Below are 17,608 nucleotides of genomic sequence, written 5' to 3' on the forward strand. Positions count from 1 at the left end.
CCGGTCTGGTGCGCCAACAGCCATTGCGCCTCGGCCGAGCCGCCGCGCGCGGCGGTCTCCAGCGCCAGCAGCGCCTTGTCGCGCAAATGCAACGCTTCCGGCGGCGCGGCGTGGTTCAACACCAGTTGCGCCAGCACCAGGCCGGCCTGTTCGACCCCGGCGTCGTAGGCGCGGTCGTACCAGGACAGCGCAGACGGCAGGCAATGTTGTGCGTGCTCGAATGGAACGTAGTTGCCGATCAGCATCCAGGCCTCGTCCTGCTCTTGCAGCGCGGCGCGGTTCAGCCAATGCAGCGCCGTTGGCAGGCTGAGCGGCAAACCCGCGCCGCCGAACAAGTAGAGCTTGCCCAGCGCCAGTTGGCAGACCGCGTCTCCCGCGCGCGCCCCCCGGATGATCCCTAACTCTTCTCGATTTGCCATCGTCTCACTATTAGTCCGATTCATCGAAGCGGGCGCAGCCGTGCTGTCTGTGCAGCGTAGGCGACCGTTGCTACTTATGAGTGTAGCGTGCGATCGGCGCCACATCCTAAACAATCTGCGGTTCGCTTTGATTTTGCACAAGCGCCCTACCCCGTTTAGCCCTGTACGCTAAGAGCTGTTTTGGTGCCTGAATGAAAGGAAATAATGCGTTAAACCGGCCTTGGTGGCCTGCGTATCAAGCGTTTCAAAAATACAACAAGAAGCCCGGTTTCTTGGGCTTTCGACCAAAACTAGCCGTCATAATCAACCATTCCAGCGTTTTTGGCCTGGTGAGATATTAAGGTTCCTCTCATCGAGGGTTGGCTTGGCGACCCGCTAGCTTTGGCTGTATGCATGTTCACTCATAAAGGAATAACTCAAATGAAAAAATCTTTAGTGGCTCTGGCTCTCATGGGCGCATTTGCTGGCGCATACGCGCAATCGTCCGTGACCATCTATGGCACTGTGGATGCAGGCATTTCCAAGCGTACCGGCACCACCACCCAGGTGGGCAAGCGCGACAACAACAAACTCGGTTTCAAGGGCGTCGAAGACCTGGGCAGCGGCCTGAAGGCCATCTTCCAGCTGGAGATCCGCTACGAGCCGGATACCGGCGCCGTTGAAAACACCACCGCCACCACCAGCCGTCCACTGTTCCAGGGCCAGAGCCGCGTCGGCCTGCAGGGTGACTTCGGTACCGTGCGCCTGGGCCGTGGCCTGACCGCCTTCCAGGAAACCAGCACCGCCTTCGAGCCATGGAGCGGCATGCCTGGCGTGGCCGGCTACCAGACCGACCTGCAAGTGGCCGGCTACACCAGCGATCCGATGAGCCCGGTCGGCAACTCGAACAACCGCTTCTCGAACGCCGTGTTCTACAACACCCCGATGATCGCCGACATGTTCCAGTTGAACGTCACTGTGGCAGCCAAGGAAGCCAACGGCAATCCGGCCATCGTCGGCAAGGGCACCACGCTCAATCCGCAGTTCCCGGCCAACACCGCTCCGCTGACCACGCCTTACTCGCTGAGCGCCACCGCCGCCAACGGCCCGTTCGCCGCTTACGCCGCGTACGAGAAAAACGCCATCGAAACCAAACTGTGGTCGATCGGCGCGTCGTTCAAGCCAATCAACGACCTGAAACTGATGGGCTCCTACCAGAAGCAGGACCAGAGCAGCAGCACGCTGATCAATCCGAACACCAAGGCCTGGCTGCTGGGCGCCAACTACACCGTCGGCGCCGGCATGATCCGCGTTGGCTATGGCCAGAAGACCCCGGACAACGCGCTGAACAATCCAGCGCTGGCCAAGACCAAGCAAGCGTCGATCGGCTACGACTACAACCTGTCGGCCCGCACCTACCTGTATGTCGATGCCTCGAACAAGAAGGCAGCTACCACGCTGAATTTCTACAGCCTCGGTATCCACCACAACTTCTAAGCCGCGCAGTCGGCAAGAACTGCCGGCGCTTGGGTTGGGGAATGACGGGCATGGGCAACCATGTCCGTTTTTTTTCGTTTAGAATGACTCTTTCCACCCTCGTAAATAAAGTACCTCCATGACTGTCCCACTGGATCACACCCTCGTCGCGCAATACCTGACCGAACACCCGAATTTCTTCGAAGAGCATGCTGAATTGCTGGGAGAGATCAAACTGGCCAGCCCGCTGACGGGACGCGCCGTGTCGCTGCAGGAGCGCCAGATGGAAGTGATGCGCGACAAGTACAAGGCGCTGGAATTGCGCATGAGCAATCTGATGCGCCTGGCGTCGGAAAACGAAGCGATCGCCAACAAGTTCCACCGCTGGACCAAGGTGCTGCTGGAAGCCGAAGATGTGGGTTCCATGCCACACGCCGTGGTCAGCGGCCTGAAGACCAGTTTTGATGTGCCGCAGGTCACGCTGCGCATCTGGGACACCGCGCCGGACTACCTCGGCGAATGGTTCGTCAACGGCGTGTCGGAAGACGCGCGCATCTTCGCCAACAGCCTGATGGCGCCCTACTGCGGCACCAACAAGGATTTCGAGGCGGTGCGCTGGCTGCAGGACGCCACCGGCATCACCTCCACCGTGATCATTCCGCTGCGCAAGCCGGGCAACAAGAACGCCTTCGGCCTGCTGATCATGGGCTCGGCCGACCCGGCGCGCTTCACCTCGCTGATGGCCACCGACTTCCTGGTCCACATCGGCGAAACCACCAGCACCGCGCTGGCCTGGCTGCTGGCCTGAGCGCCGCCATGAGCGCCGGCCCGGACAGCAAGCTGGCCTGGATCGACGCTTACCTGGCCCAGCTGCGCGACCAGCGCCGGCTGTCGCCCCACACCGTCAGCGCCTACGCGCGCGACCTGCAGGAACTGGCCGGCCTCACCGCCGGCCAGGACTGGCCCGGGATCGACCATTTCGCCATCCGCCGCCTCACCGCCAAGCTGCACGCGCGCGAGCTCGATCCGCGCTCGATCGCCCGCAAGCTGTCGAGCTGGCGCGGCTTCTTCGACTGGCTGGGCGGCCAAACCGCGCTGGCGGCCAACCCGGTGCAGGGCGTGCGCGCGCCCAAGCGCGCCAGGACGCTGCCGCGCGCGCTGTCGGTGGACGACGCGGTGCAACTGGTGGCGCCGTCCCGGCCCAGCGCCGGCGCCGCCCCGGTGGCGGCCGAGCTGTGCAACCGCGCCATGTTCGAACTGTTATATTCCAGCGGCCTGCGGGTGTCCGAGCTGGCCGGGCTGGACCTGACCGCCGGCAAGGACGCGCTGGGCTGGGTCGCGCTGGACAATCGCGAAGTCGTCGTCACCGGCAAGGGCAACAAGCAGCGCGTCGTACCGGTGGGCAAGGCGGCATTGGAGGCGCTGGCGGCCTGGATCGCCGTGCGCCCGGCGCCCGCCGACGGCGGCAACGCCCTGTTCCTGAGCACGCGCGGCACGCGGGTGTCGCCACGGGTGATCCAGCAGCGCCTGCAGGCCCATGGCGTGGCCCACGGCGCGCCGGTGCACGTGCACCCGCACATGCTGCGCCACTCGTTCGCCTCGCATGTGCTGCAATCGTCGGGCGACCTGCGGGCGGTGCAGGAGATGCTGGGCCATTCGAGCATTAGTTCGACCCAGGTCTATACCGCGCTGGATTTCCAGCACCTGGCCGAGGTGTACGACAAGGCCCATCCGCGCGCCAAAGTAAAATAGCGCGGCCCGTACTGATGTTGCTCAATCCGGCGAATTGCTAGCGCCGGCCAAATTCCGGCATAATCGCCCGGTTGCATTTCCGCATTTGATCCCCATCTAGGGTTTCCTCCTAGACCAGACTGGTAAGCACCATGGCACTGATACCGACCACCATCCTCACCGGCTTCCTTGGCGCCGGCAAGACCACCCTGCTGAACCGCATCCTACAGGAGCAGCACGGCATGCGCATCGCCGTCATCGAAAACGAGTTTGGCCAGGAAAACATCGACAACGAGATCCTGGTGCGGGACAGCGGCGAACAGATCGTGGAAATGAACAACGGCTGCATCTGCTGCACCGTGCGCGGCGACCTGATCGTCGCCCTCAGCGGCTTGGCGCAGAAGCGCGAAGCCGGCGAGCTGCAGTTCGACCGCGTGGTGATCGAGACCACCGGCCTGGCCAATCCCGGCCCGGTGGCGCAGACCTTCTTCGTGGACGAGGAAGTGGGCACTCACTACATGCTGGACGCCGTGGTCACCGTGGTGGACGCGCGCCACGCCATGGACCAGCTGGACCAGCACGAGGAAGCCCAGCGCCAGGTCGGCTTCGCCGACAAGCTGCTGCTGTCCAAGACCGACCTGGTCAGCGCCGAGGACGTGGCCGCGCTGACCGCCCGCCTCAAGCGCATCAACCCGCGCGCGCCGATCAGCACGGCCGACTTCGGCCGCGCCCCGCTGTCCGAGGTGCTGGACCTGAAGGGCTTCAACCTGAACGACAAGCTGGAGCTGGACCCGGATTTCCTGGAAACCGACCAGGCCCACGACGACGACCACGTGCACGACGAGCACTGCGGCCACAACCACGATCACGAACACGGCCACCACGGGGACCACGGCCACAACCACCACCACGCCCACCACAGCGACGACATCGCCGCGTTTGTGTTCAAAAGCACACGCCCGTTCGACACCGCCAAGCTCGACGAGTTCCTGGGCGGCCTGGTAAATGTCTACGGTCCTCGCATGCTGCGCTACAAAGGCGTATTGTTCATGAAGGACGCCGATCGCAAGGTCGTGTTCCAGGGCGTGCACCAGATCATGGGCAGCGACCTGGGCGCCAAATGGGGAGAAAACGACGTTCGAGGCAGCAAAATGGTGTTTATCGGTAAAAATCTGCCGAAAGATATCTTTATTAGCGGTTTAGAACAATGTCTGGTATAAACTATCCGGGTTTTGTGGGGATGGCTAAAAAGCCACAAATTCCGGGCTGATTAATTGAAAACTCTGTCGTATCGAAGGTAAGCGAAGTTATGACCACCAAAACTAATAAATCGACCCCCGCCGCCGCCGACCGCATCCTGACCGAAGAAGAAATTCTGAAGATGGATGAAAAGGATTATATGAATCCGGCGCAAATGGCCTTCTTCAAAGCCAAGCTGCAAGCGCTTGAAAAGGAACTGCTGAAGAACGCCGGCGAAACCACCGAACACCTGCGCGAAACCGTGCTGGTGCCGGACCCGGCCGACCGCGCCACCATCGAAGAAGAGCACGCGCTGGAACTGCGCACCCGCGACCGCGAGCGCAAGCTGCTGAAAAAAGTCCAGCAATCGATCGTCGCCATCGACGGCGGCGACTACGGCTGGTGCGAGGAAACCGGCGAGCCGATCGGCATTCCACGCCTGATCGCCCGTCCGACCGCGACGCTGTCGCTGGAAGCCCAGCAGCGCCGCGAACTGAAGCAGAAACTGTACGGCGATTAATTCGCCCGGACCTTAAAAAAAGCACGCAACCGCGTGCTTTTTTTACGGCAGCTACCGAGGATCAGCGTGGGACTGTTCTCCATCTTCAAGAAGACCGACGCAACGCCCGCCCCCGCCCCCAGCGACGACGACGAGGCGGCGCGGCTGGCCGCCAACAGCGAGACCGAACGCCAGCAACAACAGGCGCGCCAGCGCGAGATCGCCCGCGCCACCGCGATGAAGATCGACGCCATCGAATCGGCGATGACCTTCGACATCTTCAACGAGCCGGAGCCGGCCTGGGGCAGCCAGCGCGCCGCCCGCCCGGCCAGGCCCAGGGCCGCCGCCCACGCCGGCCCCGACACGCAGGCGCTGGACGACCTGCCCACCACCCTCCTGCTGCGCGACGACGACCTGCCGCAGCAGGCCGTGGCCGCCGAGACCGCGCCGGTGGTGGAGGAAATCGCCATCCTGTACGCCAACGGCCAGGGCGCCGTGGCCGAACAGCTGCTGACCGCCAGCGTCGCCGAGGCCGGCGGCGACCGCACCGTCTGGTGGATGCTGTTCGACCTGTACCAGGTGAGCGGCCAGCGCGAGCGCTTCGACAACCTGTCGATCGACTACGCCAGCACCTTTGAAACCTCGCCGCCGCCATGGAACGCGCCGGCCGAACCGGCCGCAAGCTCGTCCGGCTGGGCCGGCCTGACGCCGACCGAAGCCTTCGCCGGGGTGCTCGACGCGCACATCGACGCCCAGCTGGAGCGCCTGCGCCAGGCGGCCGCCGCCAGCCCGGTGCTGCGGCTGGAATTTTCCCGCGTGACGGCGGTCGAGCCGGCAGGCTGCGCGCTGCTGCTCGACACGCTGCGCAAGCTGCAGGCCCGGCAGCGCGAGCTGATCCTGGTGGGCGCCGACGCCCTGGCCGCGCTGATCCGCGACGGCATCGCGGTCGGCCGCCGCGACGACACCGAGGCGCCGTGGCTGCTGCTGCTGGAGCTGCTGCAACTGCTGAACCGCGAGAAGGAATTCGAGGAAACCGCCATGGACTACTGCGTCACCTTCGAAGTGTCGCCGCCGTCGTTCACCGCGCCGCACAAGGTGGCCACCGCTGCGGCCCGGAAGGTGTCGGCTTCGCCGGACCGCTTCATGCTGCCGCCGCTGCTCGAAGGCCAGCTCGGCCCTTTACTCGGCCAGATCCAGCACTATGCTGATCAGTACCAGACCCTGGTGTTCGACTGCTCGCGCCTGGCGCGCATCGACTACGCCTGCGCCAACCAGCTGCACGCCAGCCTGGCCCAGCTGGACAAGAAGATCGAGTTCCGCGACGTCAACCACCTGGTCACGGCGCTGCTGCGCCTGCTGGGCTTTGCCGACATCGCCAGGATTTACCCGCACAACTACTGAATCTTGCAATTTCCGCGACCAGCCCCACTTTTCAGTCTTGTAGCAGTCCGCGTCTTTACTTTGAGGTAACTATGGAACAATTTCACGGCACCACCATCCTGTGCGTGCGCCGCGGCAAGCAGGTCGCGCTGGGCGGCGACGGCCAGGTCACGCTGGGCAACATCGTCATGAAGGGCACGGCCCGCAAGGTGCGCAAGACCTACCAGGGCAAGGTGCTGGTCGGCTTCGCCGGCGGCACCGCCGACGCCTTCACGCTGCTCGACCGCTTCGAGGGCAAACTGGAAAAACACCAGGGCAACCTGCTGCGCGCCTCGGTCGAGCTGGCCAAGGACTGGCGCACCGACCGCGTGCTGCGCCGCCTGGAGGCGATGCTGCTGGTGGCCGACAGCGAATCGACGCTGGTCATCACCGGCAACGGCGACGTGCTGGAGCCAGAGGACGGCATCGGCGCCATCGGCTCCGGCGGCACCTACGCGCAGTCGGCGGCCAAGGCGCTGGTGGAAAACACGGAACTGTCGCCGGCGGAAATCGTCAAAAAGTCACTGACCATCGCCGGCGAATTGTGCATCTACACCAACCTGAACCACATCATCGAGACACTGGACCCAGCATGAACATGACACCGAAGGAAATCGTCGGCGAGCTCGACAAACATGTGGTCGGCCAGGGCAAGGCCAAGAAGGCGGTCGCCATCGCGCTGCGCAACCGCTGGCGCCGCCAGCAGGTGGAGGAGCCGCTGCGCCACGAAATCACGCCGAAGAACATCCTGATGATCGGCCCGACCGGCGTCGGCAAGACCGAGATCGCGCGCCGCCTGGCCAAGCTGGCCGACGCGCCCTTCATCAAGATCGAGGCCACCAAGTTCACCGAGGTGGGCTACGTCGGCCGCGACGTCGACACCATCATCCGCGACCTGATCGACATCGGCGTCAAGCAGACCCGCTCGGCCGAGATGGCCAAAGTGCGCGCGCGCGCCGAGGACGCCGCCGAGGACCGCGTGCTCGACATCCTGCTGCCGCCGGCGCGCGACTTCGGCTTCCACCCGGCCACGCCGGCCGACGCGCCCAAGGAGGGCAAGGAAGGCGACAGCACCCGCCAGACCTTCCGCAAGCGCCTGCGCCAGGGCGAGCTGGACGACAAGGAAATCGAGATCGAGCTGGCCGAGAACGGCCCGCAGATGGAGATCATGGCCCCGCCCGGCATGGAGGAGATGACCGAACAGATCAAGTCGATGTTCTCCGGCATCGGCGGCAACCGCAAGAAGGCGCGCAAGGTCAAGATCAAGGAAGCGATGAAGGTGCTGATCGACGAGGAGGCCGCCAAGCTGGTCAACGACGAGGAGATGAAGCAGAAGGCCATCCAGAACGTCGAGCAGAACGGCATCGTGTTCCTCGACGAGATCGACAAGATCGCCTCGCGCTCGGAGGTTGGCGGCGCCGACGTCTCGCGCGCCGGCGTGCAGCGCGACCTGCTGCCGCTGGTCGAGGGCACGACCGTCAACACCAAGTACGGCATGATCAAGACCGACCACATCCTGTTCATCGCCTCGGGCGCCTTCCACCTGGCCAAGCCGTCGGACCTGATCCCCGAGCTGCAGGGCCGCTTCCCGATCCGGGTCGAGCTGGAGTCGCTGTCGATCGCCGATTTCGAGCGCATCCTCACCAGCACCGACGCCTGCCTGACCAAGCAGTACGAGGCGTTGCTGGCCACCGAGAACGTCACCATCGAGTTCGCGCCGGAAGGCATCACGCGGCTGGCCGAGATCGCCTATTCGGTCAACGAGCGCACCGAGAACATCGGCGCCCGCCGGCTGTACACGGTGATGGAAAAGCTGCTGGAGGAACTGTCCTTCACGGCCAGCGACGACAGCGGCAAGGTCATCACCATCGACGCCGCCTACGTCAACGCCCGCCTGGACGCGCTGGCGGTCAACGAAGACCTGTCGCGCTACGTCTTGTAAGGAGCGGGGATCATGGCGAACAAGGCACTGGCCACGCGGCAGAAGATGACGATACGGGTCGAGCCGTCGCAGAAGCCGCCGCGCAACCCGGTGGCGCTGGCGGCCAAGGCGCGCGCCGGCGGCGCCGGGCCGCACGCCAAGCCCCACTCCACCGACCGGCAGGCCGCCAAGCGCCTGCTGGCGAAGATCAGCCTGAAGCCGGATCCTGAGGAAAAGTAACCGTTAGCGGACGCCGGTGGTGGCGCCCGCTCTCGGGTTATCCGGTGCCGTCCCTGCTGCGAGGGACAGCGTGCCCGCAGTGTCCCGCACTTCGGCCCGATGTACCAATCGATTATTCCAAGCGCCGCTTTTCACGCCGGCAAGTACCGTGCTACGATACCTTTTGTTAATTTACCAAGGCAGGGTATGAGCTCACCGGAATTGCTGCTGCAAGTGCTGCGGACCCAGATGCGGGCCGCCGGCGTCACCTACAAAATGCTGGCCGAGCGGATCTCGATGAGCGAGTCCAGCGTCAAGCGCATGTTCGGCCAGCAGGACATGTCGCTGTCGCGGCTGGCGCAGATCTGCAAGGCGGCCGGGGTGGCGATGGAGGACGTGCTGCGCGGCGCGGCCGACGCCACGCCGCAGGCGGACGCGCTGACGCTGACGCAGGAAAAATCGCTGCTGGCGCAGCCCCACCTGCTGCTGATGGCGATCTGCTGCCTGGGCCACTGGACCCTGGAGCAGGTGCTGGAAACCTACAACCTGACCGAACCCGAATGCATCCTGCTGCTGGCCGAGCTGGACCGGCTGGGCGTGATCGAACTGAAACCGCTAAACCGCTACCGCCTGCGCGTGTCGAACGCCTTCCGCTGGCTGCCGGACGGGCCGGTGCAGCAGTTCTTCCGCGAGCACGCGGTGCACGATTATTTCAGCGGCAGCTTCGACGGCGCCGGCGAGACGCTGCTGTGCCTACCCGCGCGGCTGTCGCTGCCCAGCGCCGAGGAGCTGGTCGGCCGCATCCAGCAACTGGCCGGCGAGCTGGCGCGGCTGCACCAGGGCGACCGCAAGCTGGCGCCGCAGGACCGCGACGGCTTCACCTTGCTGGTCGGCTTCCGCTCGTGGGAATTCGCCGCCTTCACCGCGCTGCGGCGCGCGCCCGCGACCTCGCTTACCAAATAGGTCCGAGGAACAGATAGGCGCTGCTGTTGCCGCCCTTGGTGGTGCCGGCGCCCAGGTACAACGGACCGAAGCGCGTATCGACCGCGAAGAAGCCGCTGGCCGCCTGGTGCAGCGAACCCCAGCGCAGCGGGCTGGTCGGGCTGTACGCGCCGCCCGCCTCCAGCGAAAAGCCCAACCGCACATCGCCGCCCAGCGCGGCCGGCATCGCGCCGATGCTGCGCGCCATCACCACCCGGCCCAGCAGCGTGCGGTCGCCGATGATCGATTGCGGCGTCGATCCCGACAGGCGCAGGAAGCCGCCCAGGGTGTTGGCCGACGCGCCGCCCTGGCTGCGCGACCATTCCGCGTACACATGGCCGGCCCAGCGGTCCACATGGAAGGCCTGCAGCCCCTGCACCGCCTGCGTGGTCGGCACGGCGCCGGTGGAACCGCTGTGCATCAGGCGCTGCCAGCCCAGCGAGAACAAGGTGCCTCGGGTCGGGAAGGCCACCGTGTCGAGGCTGTCGACATTGAAGGACAGCTGCTGCACCGTCTGCATGTCCGAGCCCTCGGTGCGATCCTCCGGTATGCTTTGGTGATACACCTGCTTCTGGCGCGACACGCTGTAGCGGATATCGCCCCAGCGGCCCAGCTGGCGGCCCAGCGCCAGCTCGCCGACCTGGCGGTTGTAGGCGTAGCGCGCCTGGCGGAAGCCGCTCGCGCTGAAGATGTCGACCGCCGACGAGTCGTATTGCAGCCCCGGCGCCACATACCACTGCGAGCCCGCGCCCAGCGGCTGCCAGAACTGCACGCCCAGCGCGCGCTCGGTGCCGACCCGGCCGACCGTGCGCAGTTCGGCGCCCCAGTCGTTGAGCGACGACAGCACATGCATCACCTTCAGCTCGAACGCGTTGTTCTCGGAAAAATCGCTGGTCAGCTCCAGGCCCACGCGCAGGCGGCTGCGCGCCCAGTCGGCCTCGGTCGGCTTGATCAGCACGTTGCGGCCGTCCTTGTCGTCATGGACCTCGGTCTCCACCCGCGCCAGGTCGCCGCGCCCGAACAGCGCGTTGCCGGCCGCCTGCGCCTGCTCGTTGGTGACCGGCTGCCCCACCTTCAGGCCGGACTGCACCTCCAGCTCCTTCGGATTGATGCGCCCGCTCGGCGCCACCTCCAGCTTGGCCAGCCGCACCGGCTGGTCGATGCCCACCGGCGCCGACAGGCGCTGCAGCTCGTACGCCGCGTACTGCGACTCGGGCAGGGCCAGCTTGACCAGCTTGGCGCTCATGGCCCGCACCGCCGCCTCGCCGGCCTTCATGGCGCGGTCGTGGCGGGCGAAGTCGAGGAAGCCGATGCCGCCCAGGTCCGGCGCCACCAGGATGTCGTCGGGGCGCAGCTCCTTGAGCGAGCGCTGCACGTTCTGCTCGGTCAGGATCTGCAGCATCTGCTGCGCCACGCTGACCGCGCTGATCAATTCCTTTTCCTGCGCCAGCGGCGTGCCGACGTTGACCGCGATGATGACGTCGGCGCCCATGTCGCGCGCCACGTCCACCGGCAGGTTGCGCACCAGGCCGCCGTCCACCAGCAGCCGCTGGTTCACCCGCACCGGCGCGAACACGCCCGGCACCGCCAGCGAGGCGCGCATCGCCAGGAACAGCGGCGTGTCGTTCAGTTCCACCAGCTCGCCCGTCACCAGGTCCGACGCCACCGAGCGGAACGGCAGCTGCAGCAGGTTGACCGGTTTGTCGCGCGCGCCGTGCGGCAGCACGCGGGTCAGCGCCAGCTCCAGCGCCTCGTTGCCGGCGGCGGCCGGCGGCAGCGAAACGCCATCGAGCTTGGCGCCGAACTCGATGCGCGACGGCAGCAGCAAATCCTCCTCGCGGCGGCGGTACACCAGCTCGTCGCGCGGCGGACGGTCGGCCACCACGGCGTTCCAGTCGGTGCGGCGCACCAGCTGCTCCAGCTGCTCGACCGAGCTGCCGGCCGCGTAGGCGCCGCCGACCACGCTGCCCATGCTGGTGCCGACCACGAAGTCGACCGGCACGCGCAACTCCTGCAGCGCGCGCAGCACGCCGATGTGGGCGAAGCCGCGCGCGCCGCCGCCCGACAGCACCAGCGCGACCTTGGGCCGCGGCTTGGGCGCGACGTCCGGCGCGGCGGTTTGTGCGGCGGCGGGCGCGCCGATCGCGGCCGCCAAGAAAAAGCCGCAGCAAAAAGCTGCGGCCAGGGTACGGGAGATCACCATGGGACGGCCTATTGGGTGCGGTCGGGGGCGACCATTGTGCCGGAAACGCTGGAGCGTTGCGGCGGTTGCGGCGGTTGCTGTTGCGGCGGTTGCTGCTGTGGCGGCGGCGCCAGCGGCGGCGCGATCGGCGGCAACGGCTGCTGGCCCGCGCCGGGCAGCAGCGACGGCGGCGCATTGGCGCCCGCGCCGGCGCCGGCATCGCTGGCCAGCTCCACGCGCTTGAGCGCACCGCCCTCGGACAGCAGCACGTAGTTCGGATGGACCTCCTTGACCGTCACGCCGGGCACCACCTCGCGGCCCACGCCCAGCGCCAGCGGCGGCTGGCCGTCGACCACGATGATGGCCGCGCTGTCCTCGCCGCGCGCGGCGACCACGCCCCGCAACTGGTAGTTGCTGACGGCGGCCACGGTGATCTGGCCGCCGAACAGGCCCTTGGCCGCCTCGATGTTCAACGGCGCGGCCACCTGCCGCGGCGGCGCGGCGATGGCGCGCTGCTGCGGCTTGAACAACTGCAGGCCCCAGTAGGCCAGCGACGCCGACAACAGCACCACGGCAAGGACGGTAACGAATAATGGCAAACGCTTCATGGTTCTCTTTACTTCCTCAGCGTACCAGCTGATTAATTTCGATGATAGGCATCAGGACCGCCAGCACGATCAGCAGCACCACCACGCCCATCGCCAGGATCAGCGCCGGCTCCAGCAAGCCGGCGATGGTCAGCGTGCGGCGTTCCAGGTCGGCCTCCTGGGCGGCGGCGGCGCGGTCCAGCATGGCCGGCAGCTCGCCGGTGATTTCGCCGGCCCGTATCATGTGGATCAGCATCGGCGGGAAGTGCTTCTGCGCCGACAGCGAACGCGCCAGGCTCACGCCCTCGCGCACCGCGTCGCTGGCCTCCTCCACCAGCTCCTGCATGGCGACGTTGGACAGCGTGTCGCGGCTGGTCTCCAACGCGCGCAGGATAGGCACGCCGGAACCGGTGGTGATGGCCAGCGTGCTGGCGAAGCGCGCCGTGTTCAGGCTGCGCTCGAATTTACCGTACAGCGGCGCGGTCAGCAGCCAGGTGTGCCAGCGCCGCTTCAGCGCCGGGTTCTGCAAGGCCCGGCGCCACATGAACCACGCGCCCACCAGCAGGATCGCCACCACGATGCCGTAGCTGCGCACGAAGTCCGACACCGCCAGCATGATGACGGTGAGGATGGGCAGCTTCTGCTTGGTGTTGGCGAACACCGAGACGATCTGCGGCACCACGTAGGTCAGCAGGAAGATCACGATGGAGAACGCCACCACCGTCACGATGGCCGGATAGGTGAAGGCCAGCCGCACCTTCTGGATCAAGGCGTTGCGGCGCTCGATGTAGTCGGCAAGGCGCGACAACACGCGCGACAGCTGGCCGATCTGCTCACCGGAGGCGACCAGCGCGCGGTAGATCTCGGCGAAGTCGCGCGGATGCCGTCCCAGTACGTCCGACAGCGAGGCGCCGCCGATCACCTCGGAGCGGATGGAGGCGATCAGGTCGCGCATGTAGGGGCGCTCGGCCTGCTCCAGCAAGGCGGTGAAGGCCTGCTCCAGCGGCAGGCCGGCCTCCAGCAGGCTGGCCAGCTGGCGCGTGAACAGCGCCAGCTCGGTGGCCGACAGGCGCTCGCCGAAGCCGCGGCTCTTGGTCACGCCGGCGGCGTCGACCTGCGCGGCGATGGCGTCCACCTTCAGCGGCACCAGGCCTTGCGTGCGCAGCTCGGAACGCGCCGAGCGCGCGCTGTCGGCATTGAGCACGCCCTTCTTGGTGGCGCCGCCGGCGTCGACGGCTTCATAACGGAATGCGGGCATCGTCGGTCGCCTAGTCTTTGGTCACGCGCAGCAACTCGGCCTGCGTGGTGATGCCGGCGGCCAGCCAGCGCTCGCCGTCCTCGCGCATGGTATGCATGCCGCCCGCCAGCGCCGCCGCCTTGACCTCGGCCTCGGACGCGCGGTTGTGGATCTGCGCGCGGATCTGCTCCGTCGTCTGCAGGAATTCGTACACGCCCACCCGGCCCTGGTAGCCCGTGTGGCCGCAATGCTCGCAGCCCACCGCGTGCCACTGCTGGCCGTCGAAGCTCTTGCAGCTGCCGCACAGTTTGCGCACCAGCCGCTGCGCCAATACGCCCAGCAGCGACGACGACAGCAGGAACGGCTCGATGCCCATGTCCAGCAGGCGCGTGACGGCGGCGGCGGCGTCGTTGGTGTGCAGCGTGGCCAGCACCAGGTGGCCGGTCAGCGAGGCCTGCACCGCGATCTGCGCGGTTTCCAGGTCGCGGATCTCGCCGATCATGATCACGTCCGGGTCCTGGCGCAGGATGGCGCGCAGCGCCTTGGCGAAGGTCATGTCGATGCGCGGGTTGACCTGGGTCTGGCCGACGCCGTTCAGGTCATATTCGATCGGGTCTTCCACCGTCATGATGTTGGTGGTGGCCGCGTTCAGCAGCGACAGCGCGGCGTACAGCGTGGTGGTCTTGCCCGAGCCGGTCGGCCCGGTCACCAGCACGATGCCGTGCGGCTGGTTGATCAGCGCATCGAACTGCGGCAGCATGGTCTCGCTCATGCCCAGGTGGTTCAGGTCCAGCCGGCCCGCTTCCTTGTCCAGCAAACGCAGCACCGCGCGTTCGCCGTGGCCGGTCGGCAGCGTCGACACCCGCACGTCCACCGGCTTGCCGCCGATGCGCAGCGTGATGCGGCCGTCCTGCGGCAAGCGCTTCTCGGCGATGTCCAGCTGCGCCATGATCTTGATACGCGAGATCAGCGAACCGTGGATGGCCTTGCGCGGACGGACGATGTCGCGCAGCGAACCGTCGACGCGGAAGCGCACCACCGAGGTCTGCTCGAACGGCTCGATGTGGATGTCGGAGGCGCTGTCGCGCAGCGCCTGCGTCAGCAGCGCGTTGATCATGCGGATCACCGGCGCGTCGTCGGACGATTCCAGCAGGTCCTCGATGGCCGGCACGTCCTGCAGCAGCTTGGTCAGATCGAGGTCGGCGTCGAACTCCTCGGCCACCATCGAGGCGTTGCCGCCCGAGCTGGCGTAGGCCGCGGCGATGGCCGTTTCAAGGTCGGCGCGCGGCATGCTCTTGAGCTGCACGCGGCCGAAACGGCGCGACACTTCGGCGATGGCCGCGGGCGCGGTGGCGCCGCAGACCAGCACGTCCACCGTGTGTTCGGCTTCGTCGCTGTGCTGCGCCAGCACCACGAAGTCGCGGGCGAAGGCGTAGGGAAGGAGATTGCTCATATCACTGCTGCTTGGCTGGTTCGGCGGCGCCCGGATCGCGCACCGGCGCCGGCGCGGGCGGAATCGGACGGACAAACGCGCCGCCCAGCGGCGTGCCGTTCTGCAGCGCGGGCACTTTCGGCTGGCCGAGATCCCGAACCAGGATGCTTTCCTGCAGCTGGATCGCGTCCTGCTGCGCGCGCATGTAGTCGTAACGGTCGGTCGCCAGCGAGGTGCTCTGCTCCTTGCTGCGGATGACCACGGGGCGCAGGAACACCATCAGGTTGGTCTTCTTGCGGCTGCGGGTCTGGTACTTGAACAGATTGCCCAGCACCGGAATGTCGCCCAGGCCGCGCACCTTTTCCACGCCATCGCCTTCGGTGTCCTCGATCAAGCCACCGAGCACGATGATCTGTCCATCGTCGGCGATCACATTGTTCTCGATCACGCGCTTGTTGATGGTGATGCCGGCCGTGTTCTTCAGCGACGTCGCGTCGACGCTGGAAGTCTCGTGGTAGATCGCCAGCTTGATGGTGCCGCCCTCGGAAATCTGCGGACGCACCTTCAGCGTCAGGCCCACTTCCTTGCGGTCGATGGTCTGGAACGGATTGTTGTTGGTGCCGGAGGTGGTGGTGAACTGGCCGGTCAGGATAGGCACGTTCTGGCCGACCGAGATGGTGGCCAGCTCGTTGTCGAGCGTGATCATGTTAGGCGTCGACAGCACGTTGGCGTTGCCGTCGGTTTCCAGCGAGTGCGCCAGCGCGCCCAGTCCCAGGCCGCCCGCCACCTGCTTGAACACGCCGATGGACAGGCCATTGCCCGGCAGGCTAGGCGCGGTGGTCGTGGTGGAGGACTTGTTGAGCAGCTGCGTGGCCAGCGTGCCGATGTTGTTGCCGCCCGAGGAGTACGATTGCAGGCCGCCGACGCGGTAGGTGCTGTTCTCGTTGCCGGTCGCGCCCACCCACTGCACGCCGAATTCGGACGCCTTGTCGGAGCTGACTTCGACGATCAGCGATTCGATGTAGACCTGCGCGCGGCGCACGTCCAGCTGGTCGATCACGGCGCGCAGGTTGCGGTACACCGATTCCGGCGCGGTGATGATCAGGGTGTTGGTGGTGGAATCGGCCTGGATGTAGCCGGCCGTGCCGCCGCCGCCCTGCTGCTGCTGGTTGGAGCCGGTCAGCAGCGGATTGGATGGGCCGCTGCTGGTGCCGGAGTTGCTGCCGCCGCCCATGCCGCCGGTGTTGCTGCTTTGGCCGCCCAAGCCGCCCTGACCGAGACCGCCCTGGCCGGACTGGCCGGTGCCGGTGCCGCCGACGCCCGTGGCGTTGGCCGCCGACGTGTCGCCGGACACCACGCTGCGCAGCGTCTGCGCCAGCTTGGCCGCTTCGGCGTTCTTCAGGTAGACCACGTGGACGTTGCCCAGTTCCTGGGTCGGCTGATCGAGCTTGGCGATCAGCGACTTGGCCAGGTTGGCGCGCGCCGCCGACGGCGCCCGCAGGATCAGCGCGTTGGTGCGCGGATCGGCCAGCACGCTGACCTTGCCCGCGTCGCCGGCGCCCGCGCCGGTGTCCATCAACTTGTTGACCATCGACGCCAGGTCGCTGGCGATGGCGTAGCGCACCGGGATCACATCGAGGTCGGCGACGGCCGGCGCGTCCAGCGCGGCGACGATCTTGGCCAGGCGCTTGACGTTGTCGGCGTAGTCGGTGACGACCACGGTGTTGTTGCCAGGGTTGGCGTTGATGGTGTTGTTGGGCGAGATCAGTGGACGCAGCACCGTCACCACGTTGGCCGCCGACTCATAATTCAGATGGAAGATCTGGCTGACGATCTGGTCGCCCTTGGCCGAGGCCTGGCTGGCGCCGACCTGGGTCGGCCCGGCCTGCAGCTTGGCGTCCGCCTCCGGCACCACCTTGGCGTAGCCGTCGCCGCTGACCACCGCGTAGCCCTGCAGGCGCAACGCGGAAGTGAGCAGGCCGAACGCCTGCGACTTGGTGACCGGCTTTTCCGACACCACCGTCAGCGTGCCCTTGACGCGCGGGTCGATCACGAAGGTGATGTTGGTGTAGTGGCCGACCGCCTTGATCACCGACTCGATGTCGGCGCCGACAAAGTTCAGCGCGGCGTCGTCGGCCGCGGCGTGGGCGGTGGCGGGCAGCAGCACCAGCAACGGCGTCACGACCGGCACGACGCTCGTCGCACAGCACAGCATCGCGCCCGCGCTCAGGCGGCGCAGCGCGGGAAGGGTGGATTTGCTCACGGACTGTTTTTTCATTGTCTGAAC

At 66.6% G+C, this 17,608-nt stretch carries 15 protein-coding genes and 1 pseudogene; 10 read left to right on the forward strand and 6 right to left on the reverse strand.

The window, feature by feature from the left end; genetic code table 11:
• Positions 1-419, reverse strand: a pseudogene (locus HUX88_RS07625) (hypothetical protein); the annotation flags it as partial.
• Positions 420-839: 420 nt separating this feature from the next.
• Here HUX88_RS07625 and HUX88_RS07630 point away from each other — a divergent pair.
• The 10 genes from HUX88_RS07630 (at position 840) to HUX88_RS07675 (ending at position 9,865) form a co-directional block, all read left to right on the forward strand.
• Positions 840-1,895 (forward strand): porin, encoded by a 1,056-nt coding sequence (locus HUX88_RS07630; RefSeq protein WP_117012646.1) that lies wholly within the window; start codon positions 840-842, stop codon positions 1,893-1,895.
• 118 nt (positions 1,896-2,013) lie between these two features.
• The gene (locus HUX88_RS07635) at positions 2,014-2,682 is read left to right on the forward strand and encodes a DUF484 family protein (RefSeq protein WP_117012645.1); all 669 of its coding nucleotides are present in this window, start codon (positions 2,014-2,016) and stop codon (positions 2,680-2,682) included.
• Between the two features lie 8 nt (positions 2,683-2,690).
• Entirely contained in the window at positions 2,691-3,626 is a 936-nt protein-coding gene (locus HUX88_RS07640; RefSeq protein ID WP_176361380.1) for a tyrosine recombinase XerC, read from the forward strand.
• 131 nt (positions 3,627-3,757) lie between these two features.
• Entirely contained in the window at positions 3,758-4,825 is a 1,068-nt protein-coding gene (locus tag HUX88_RS07645) for a GTP-binding protein (protein ID WP_176361381.1), read from the forward strand.
• Positions 4,826-4,914: 89 nt separating this feature from the next.
• Entirely contained in the window at positions 4,915-5,364 is a 450-nt protein-coding gene (dksA, locus tag HUX88_RS07650; RefSeq protein ID WP_070271465.1) for an RNA polymerase-binding protein DksA, read from the forward strand.
• Positions 5,365-5,430: 66 nt separating this feature from the next.
• The gene (locus tag HUX88_RS07655; protein ID WP_176361382.1) at positions 5,431-6,744 is read left to right on the forward strand and encodes an STAS domain-containing protein; all 1,314 of its coding nucleotides are present in this window, start codon (positions 5,431-5,433) and stop codon (positions 6,742-6,744) included.
• Positions 6,745-6,815: 71 nt separating this feature from the next.
• Complete coding sequence (hslV, locus tag HUX88_RS07660) at positions 6,816-7,358, forward strand: ATP-dependent protease subunit HslV (protein ID WP_117012641.1); 543 nt, start codon at positions 6,816-6,818, stop codon at positions 7,356-7,358.
• Positions 7,355-8,704 (forward strand): ATP-dependent protease ATPase subunit HslU, encoded by a 1,350-nt coding sequence (gene hslU / locus HUX88_RS07665; protein WP_176361383.1) that lies wholly within the window; start codon positions 7,355-7,357, stop codon positions 8,702-8,704. Before hslV ends, hslU begins: the two co-directional genes overlap by 4 nt.
• A gap of 12 nt (positions 8,705-8,716) precedes the next feature.
• Complete coding sequence (locus HUX88_RS07670) at positions 8,717-8,923, forward strand: hypothetical protein (protein WP_176361384.1); 207 nt, start codon at positions 8,717-8,719, stop codon at positions 8,921-8,923.
• A gap of 186 nt (positions 8,924-9,109) precedes the next feature.
• Positions 9,110-9,865, forward strand: coding sequence for a helix-turn-helix transcriptional regulator (locus HUX88_RS07675; protein WP_161091712.1), 756 nt, complete (start codon positions 9,110-9,112; stop codon positions 9,863-9,865).
• Here HUX88_RS07675 and HUX88_RS07680 read toward each other — a convergent pair.
• Genes HUX88_RS07680 through gspD form a run of 5 tightly spaced genes read right to left on the reverse strand, consistent with a single transcriptional unit; the run spans position 9,855 to position 17,599 of the window.
• Positions 9,855-12,086, reverse strand: a complete 2,232-nt coding sequence (locus HUX88_RS07680; protein WP_176361385.1) for a patatin-like phospholipase family protein — start codon at positions 12,084-12,086, stop codon at positions 9,855-9,857. The genes HUX88_RS07675 and HUX88_RS07680 overlap by 11 nt on opposite strands.
• An 8-nt stretch (positions 12,087-12,094) precedes the next feature.
• Positions 12,095-12,673 carry a type II secretion system protein N gene (locus HUX88_RS07685; RefSeq protein WP_176361386.1) on the reverse strand — a complete coding sequence of 193 codons (579 nt, stop codon included), beginning with the start codon at positions 12,671-12,673 and terminating at the stop codon, positions 12,095-12,097.
• Between the two features lie 16 nt (positions 12,674-12,689).
• Positions 12,690-13,910: a type II secretion system inner membrane protein GspF gene (gene gspF / locus HUX88_RS07690; protein WP_176361387.1), complete on the reverse strand. Its 1,221-nt coding sequence runs from the start codon at positions 13,908-13,910 to the stop codon at positions 12,690-12,692.
• A gap of 10 nt (positions 13,911-13,920) precedes the next feature.
• Positions 13,921-15,342, reverse strand: coding sequence for a type II secretion system ATPase GspE (gspE, locus tag HUX88_RS07695; RefSeq protein ID WP_176361388.1), 1,422 nt, complete (start codon positions 15,340-15,342; stop codon positions 13,921-13,923).
• A 1-nt stretch (position 15,343) separates the two neighbouring features.
• Positions 15,344-17,599 carry a type II secretion system secretin GspD gene (gene gspD, locus HUX88_RS07700; protein ID WP_176361389.1) on the reverse strand — a complete coding sequence of 752 codons (2,256 nt, stop codon included), beginning with the start codon at positions 17,597-17,599 and terminating at the stop codon, positions 15,344-15,346.
• Positions 17,600-17,608: the final 9 nt, after the last annotated feature.

The sequence above is a fragment of the Duganella sp. BJB1802 genome, assembly GCF_013369445.1.
In the GTDB taxonomy this organism is placed as follows: domain Bacteria; phylum Pseudomonadota; class Gammaproteobacteria; order Burkholderiales; family Burkholderiaceae_D; genus Rugamonas; species Rugamonas vulcania_A.

Coding starts and splice junctions, on each gene's coding strand:
- gspF (WP_176361387.1), bottom strand. CDS start 13,910: ATGCCCGCATTCCGTTATGAAGCCGTCGACGCCGGCGGCGCCACCAAG.
- HUX88_RS07645 (WP_176361381.1), top strand. CDS start 3,758: ATGGCACTGATACCGACCACCATCCTCACCGGCTTCCTTGGCGCCGGC.
- dksA (WP_070271465.1), top strand. CDS start 4,915: ATGACCACCAAAACTAATAAATCGACCCCCGCCGCCGCCGACCGCATC.
- hslV (WP_117012641.1), top strand. CDS start 6,816: ATGGAACAATTTCACGGCACCACCATCCTGTGCGTGCGCCGCGGCAAG.
- HUX88_RS07680 (WP_176361385.1), bottom strand. CDS start 12,086: ATGGTGATCTCCCGTACCCTGGCCGCAGCTTTTTGCTGCGGCTTTTTC.
- HUX88_RS07635 (WP_117012645.1), top strand. CDS start 2,014: ATGACTGTCCCACTGGATCACACCCTCGTCGCGCAATACCTGACCGAA.
- HUX88_RS07675 (WP_161091712.1), top strand. CDS start 9,110: ATGAGCTCACCGGAATTGCTGCTGCAAGTGCTGCGGACCCAGATGCGG.
- HUX88_RS07685 (WP_176361386.1), bottom strand. CDS start 12,673: ATGAAGCGTTTGCCATTATTCGTTACCGTCCTTGCCGTGGTGCTGTTG.
- gspE (WP_176361388.1), bottom strand. CDS start 15,342: ATGAGCAATCTCCTTCCCTACGCCTTCGCCCGCGACTTCGTGGTGCTG.
- HUX88_RS07670 (WP_176361384.1), top strand. CDS start 8,717: ATGGCGAACAAGGCACTGGCCACGCGGCAGAAGATGACGATACGGGTC.
- HUX88_RS07630 (WP_117012646.1), top strand. CDS start 840: ATGAAAAAATCTTTAGTGGCTCTGGCTCTCATGGGCGCATTTGCTGGC.
- HUX88_RS07640 (WP_176361380.1), top strand. CDS start 2,691: ATGAGCGCCGGCCCGGACAGCAAGCTGGCCTGGATCGACGCTTACCTG.
- hslU (WP_176361383.1), top strand. CDS start 7,355: ATGAACATGACACCGAAGGAAATCGTCGGCGAGCTCGACAAACATGTG.
- gspD (WP_176361389.1), bottom strand. CDS start 17,599: ATGAAAAAACAGTCCGTGAGCAAATCCACCCTTCCCGCGCTGCGCCGC.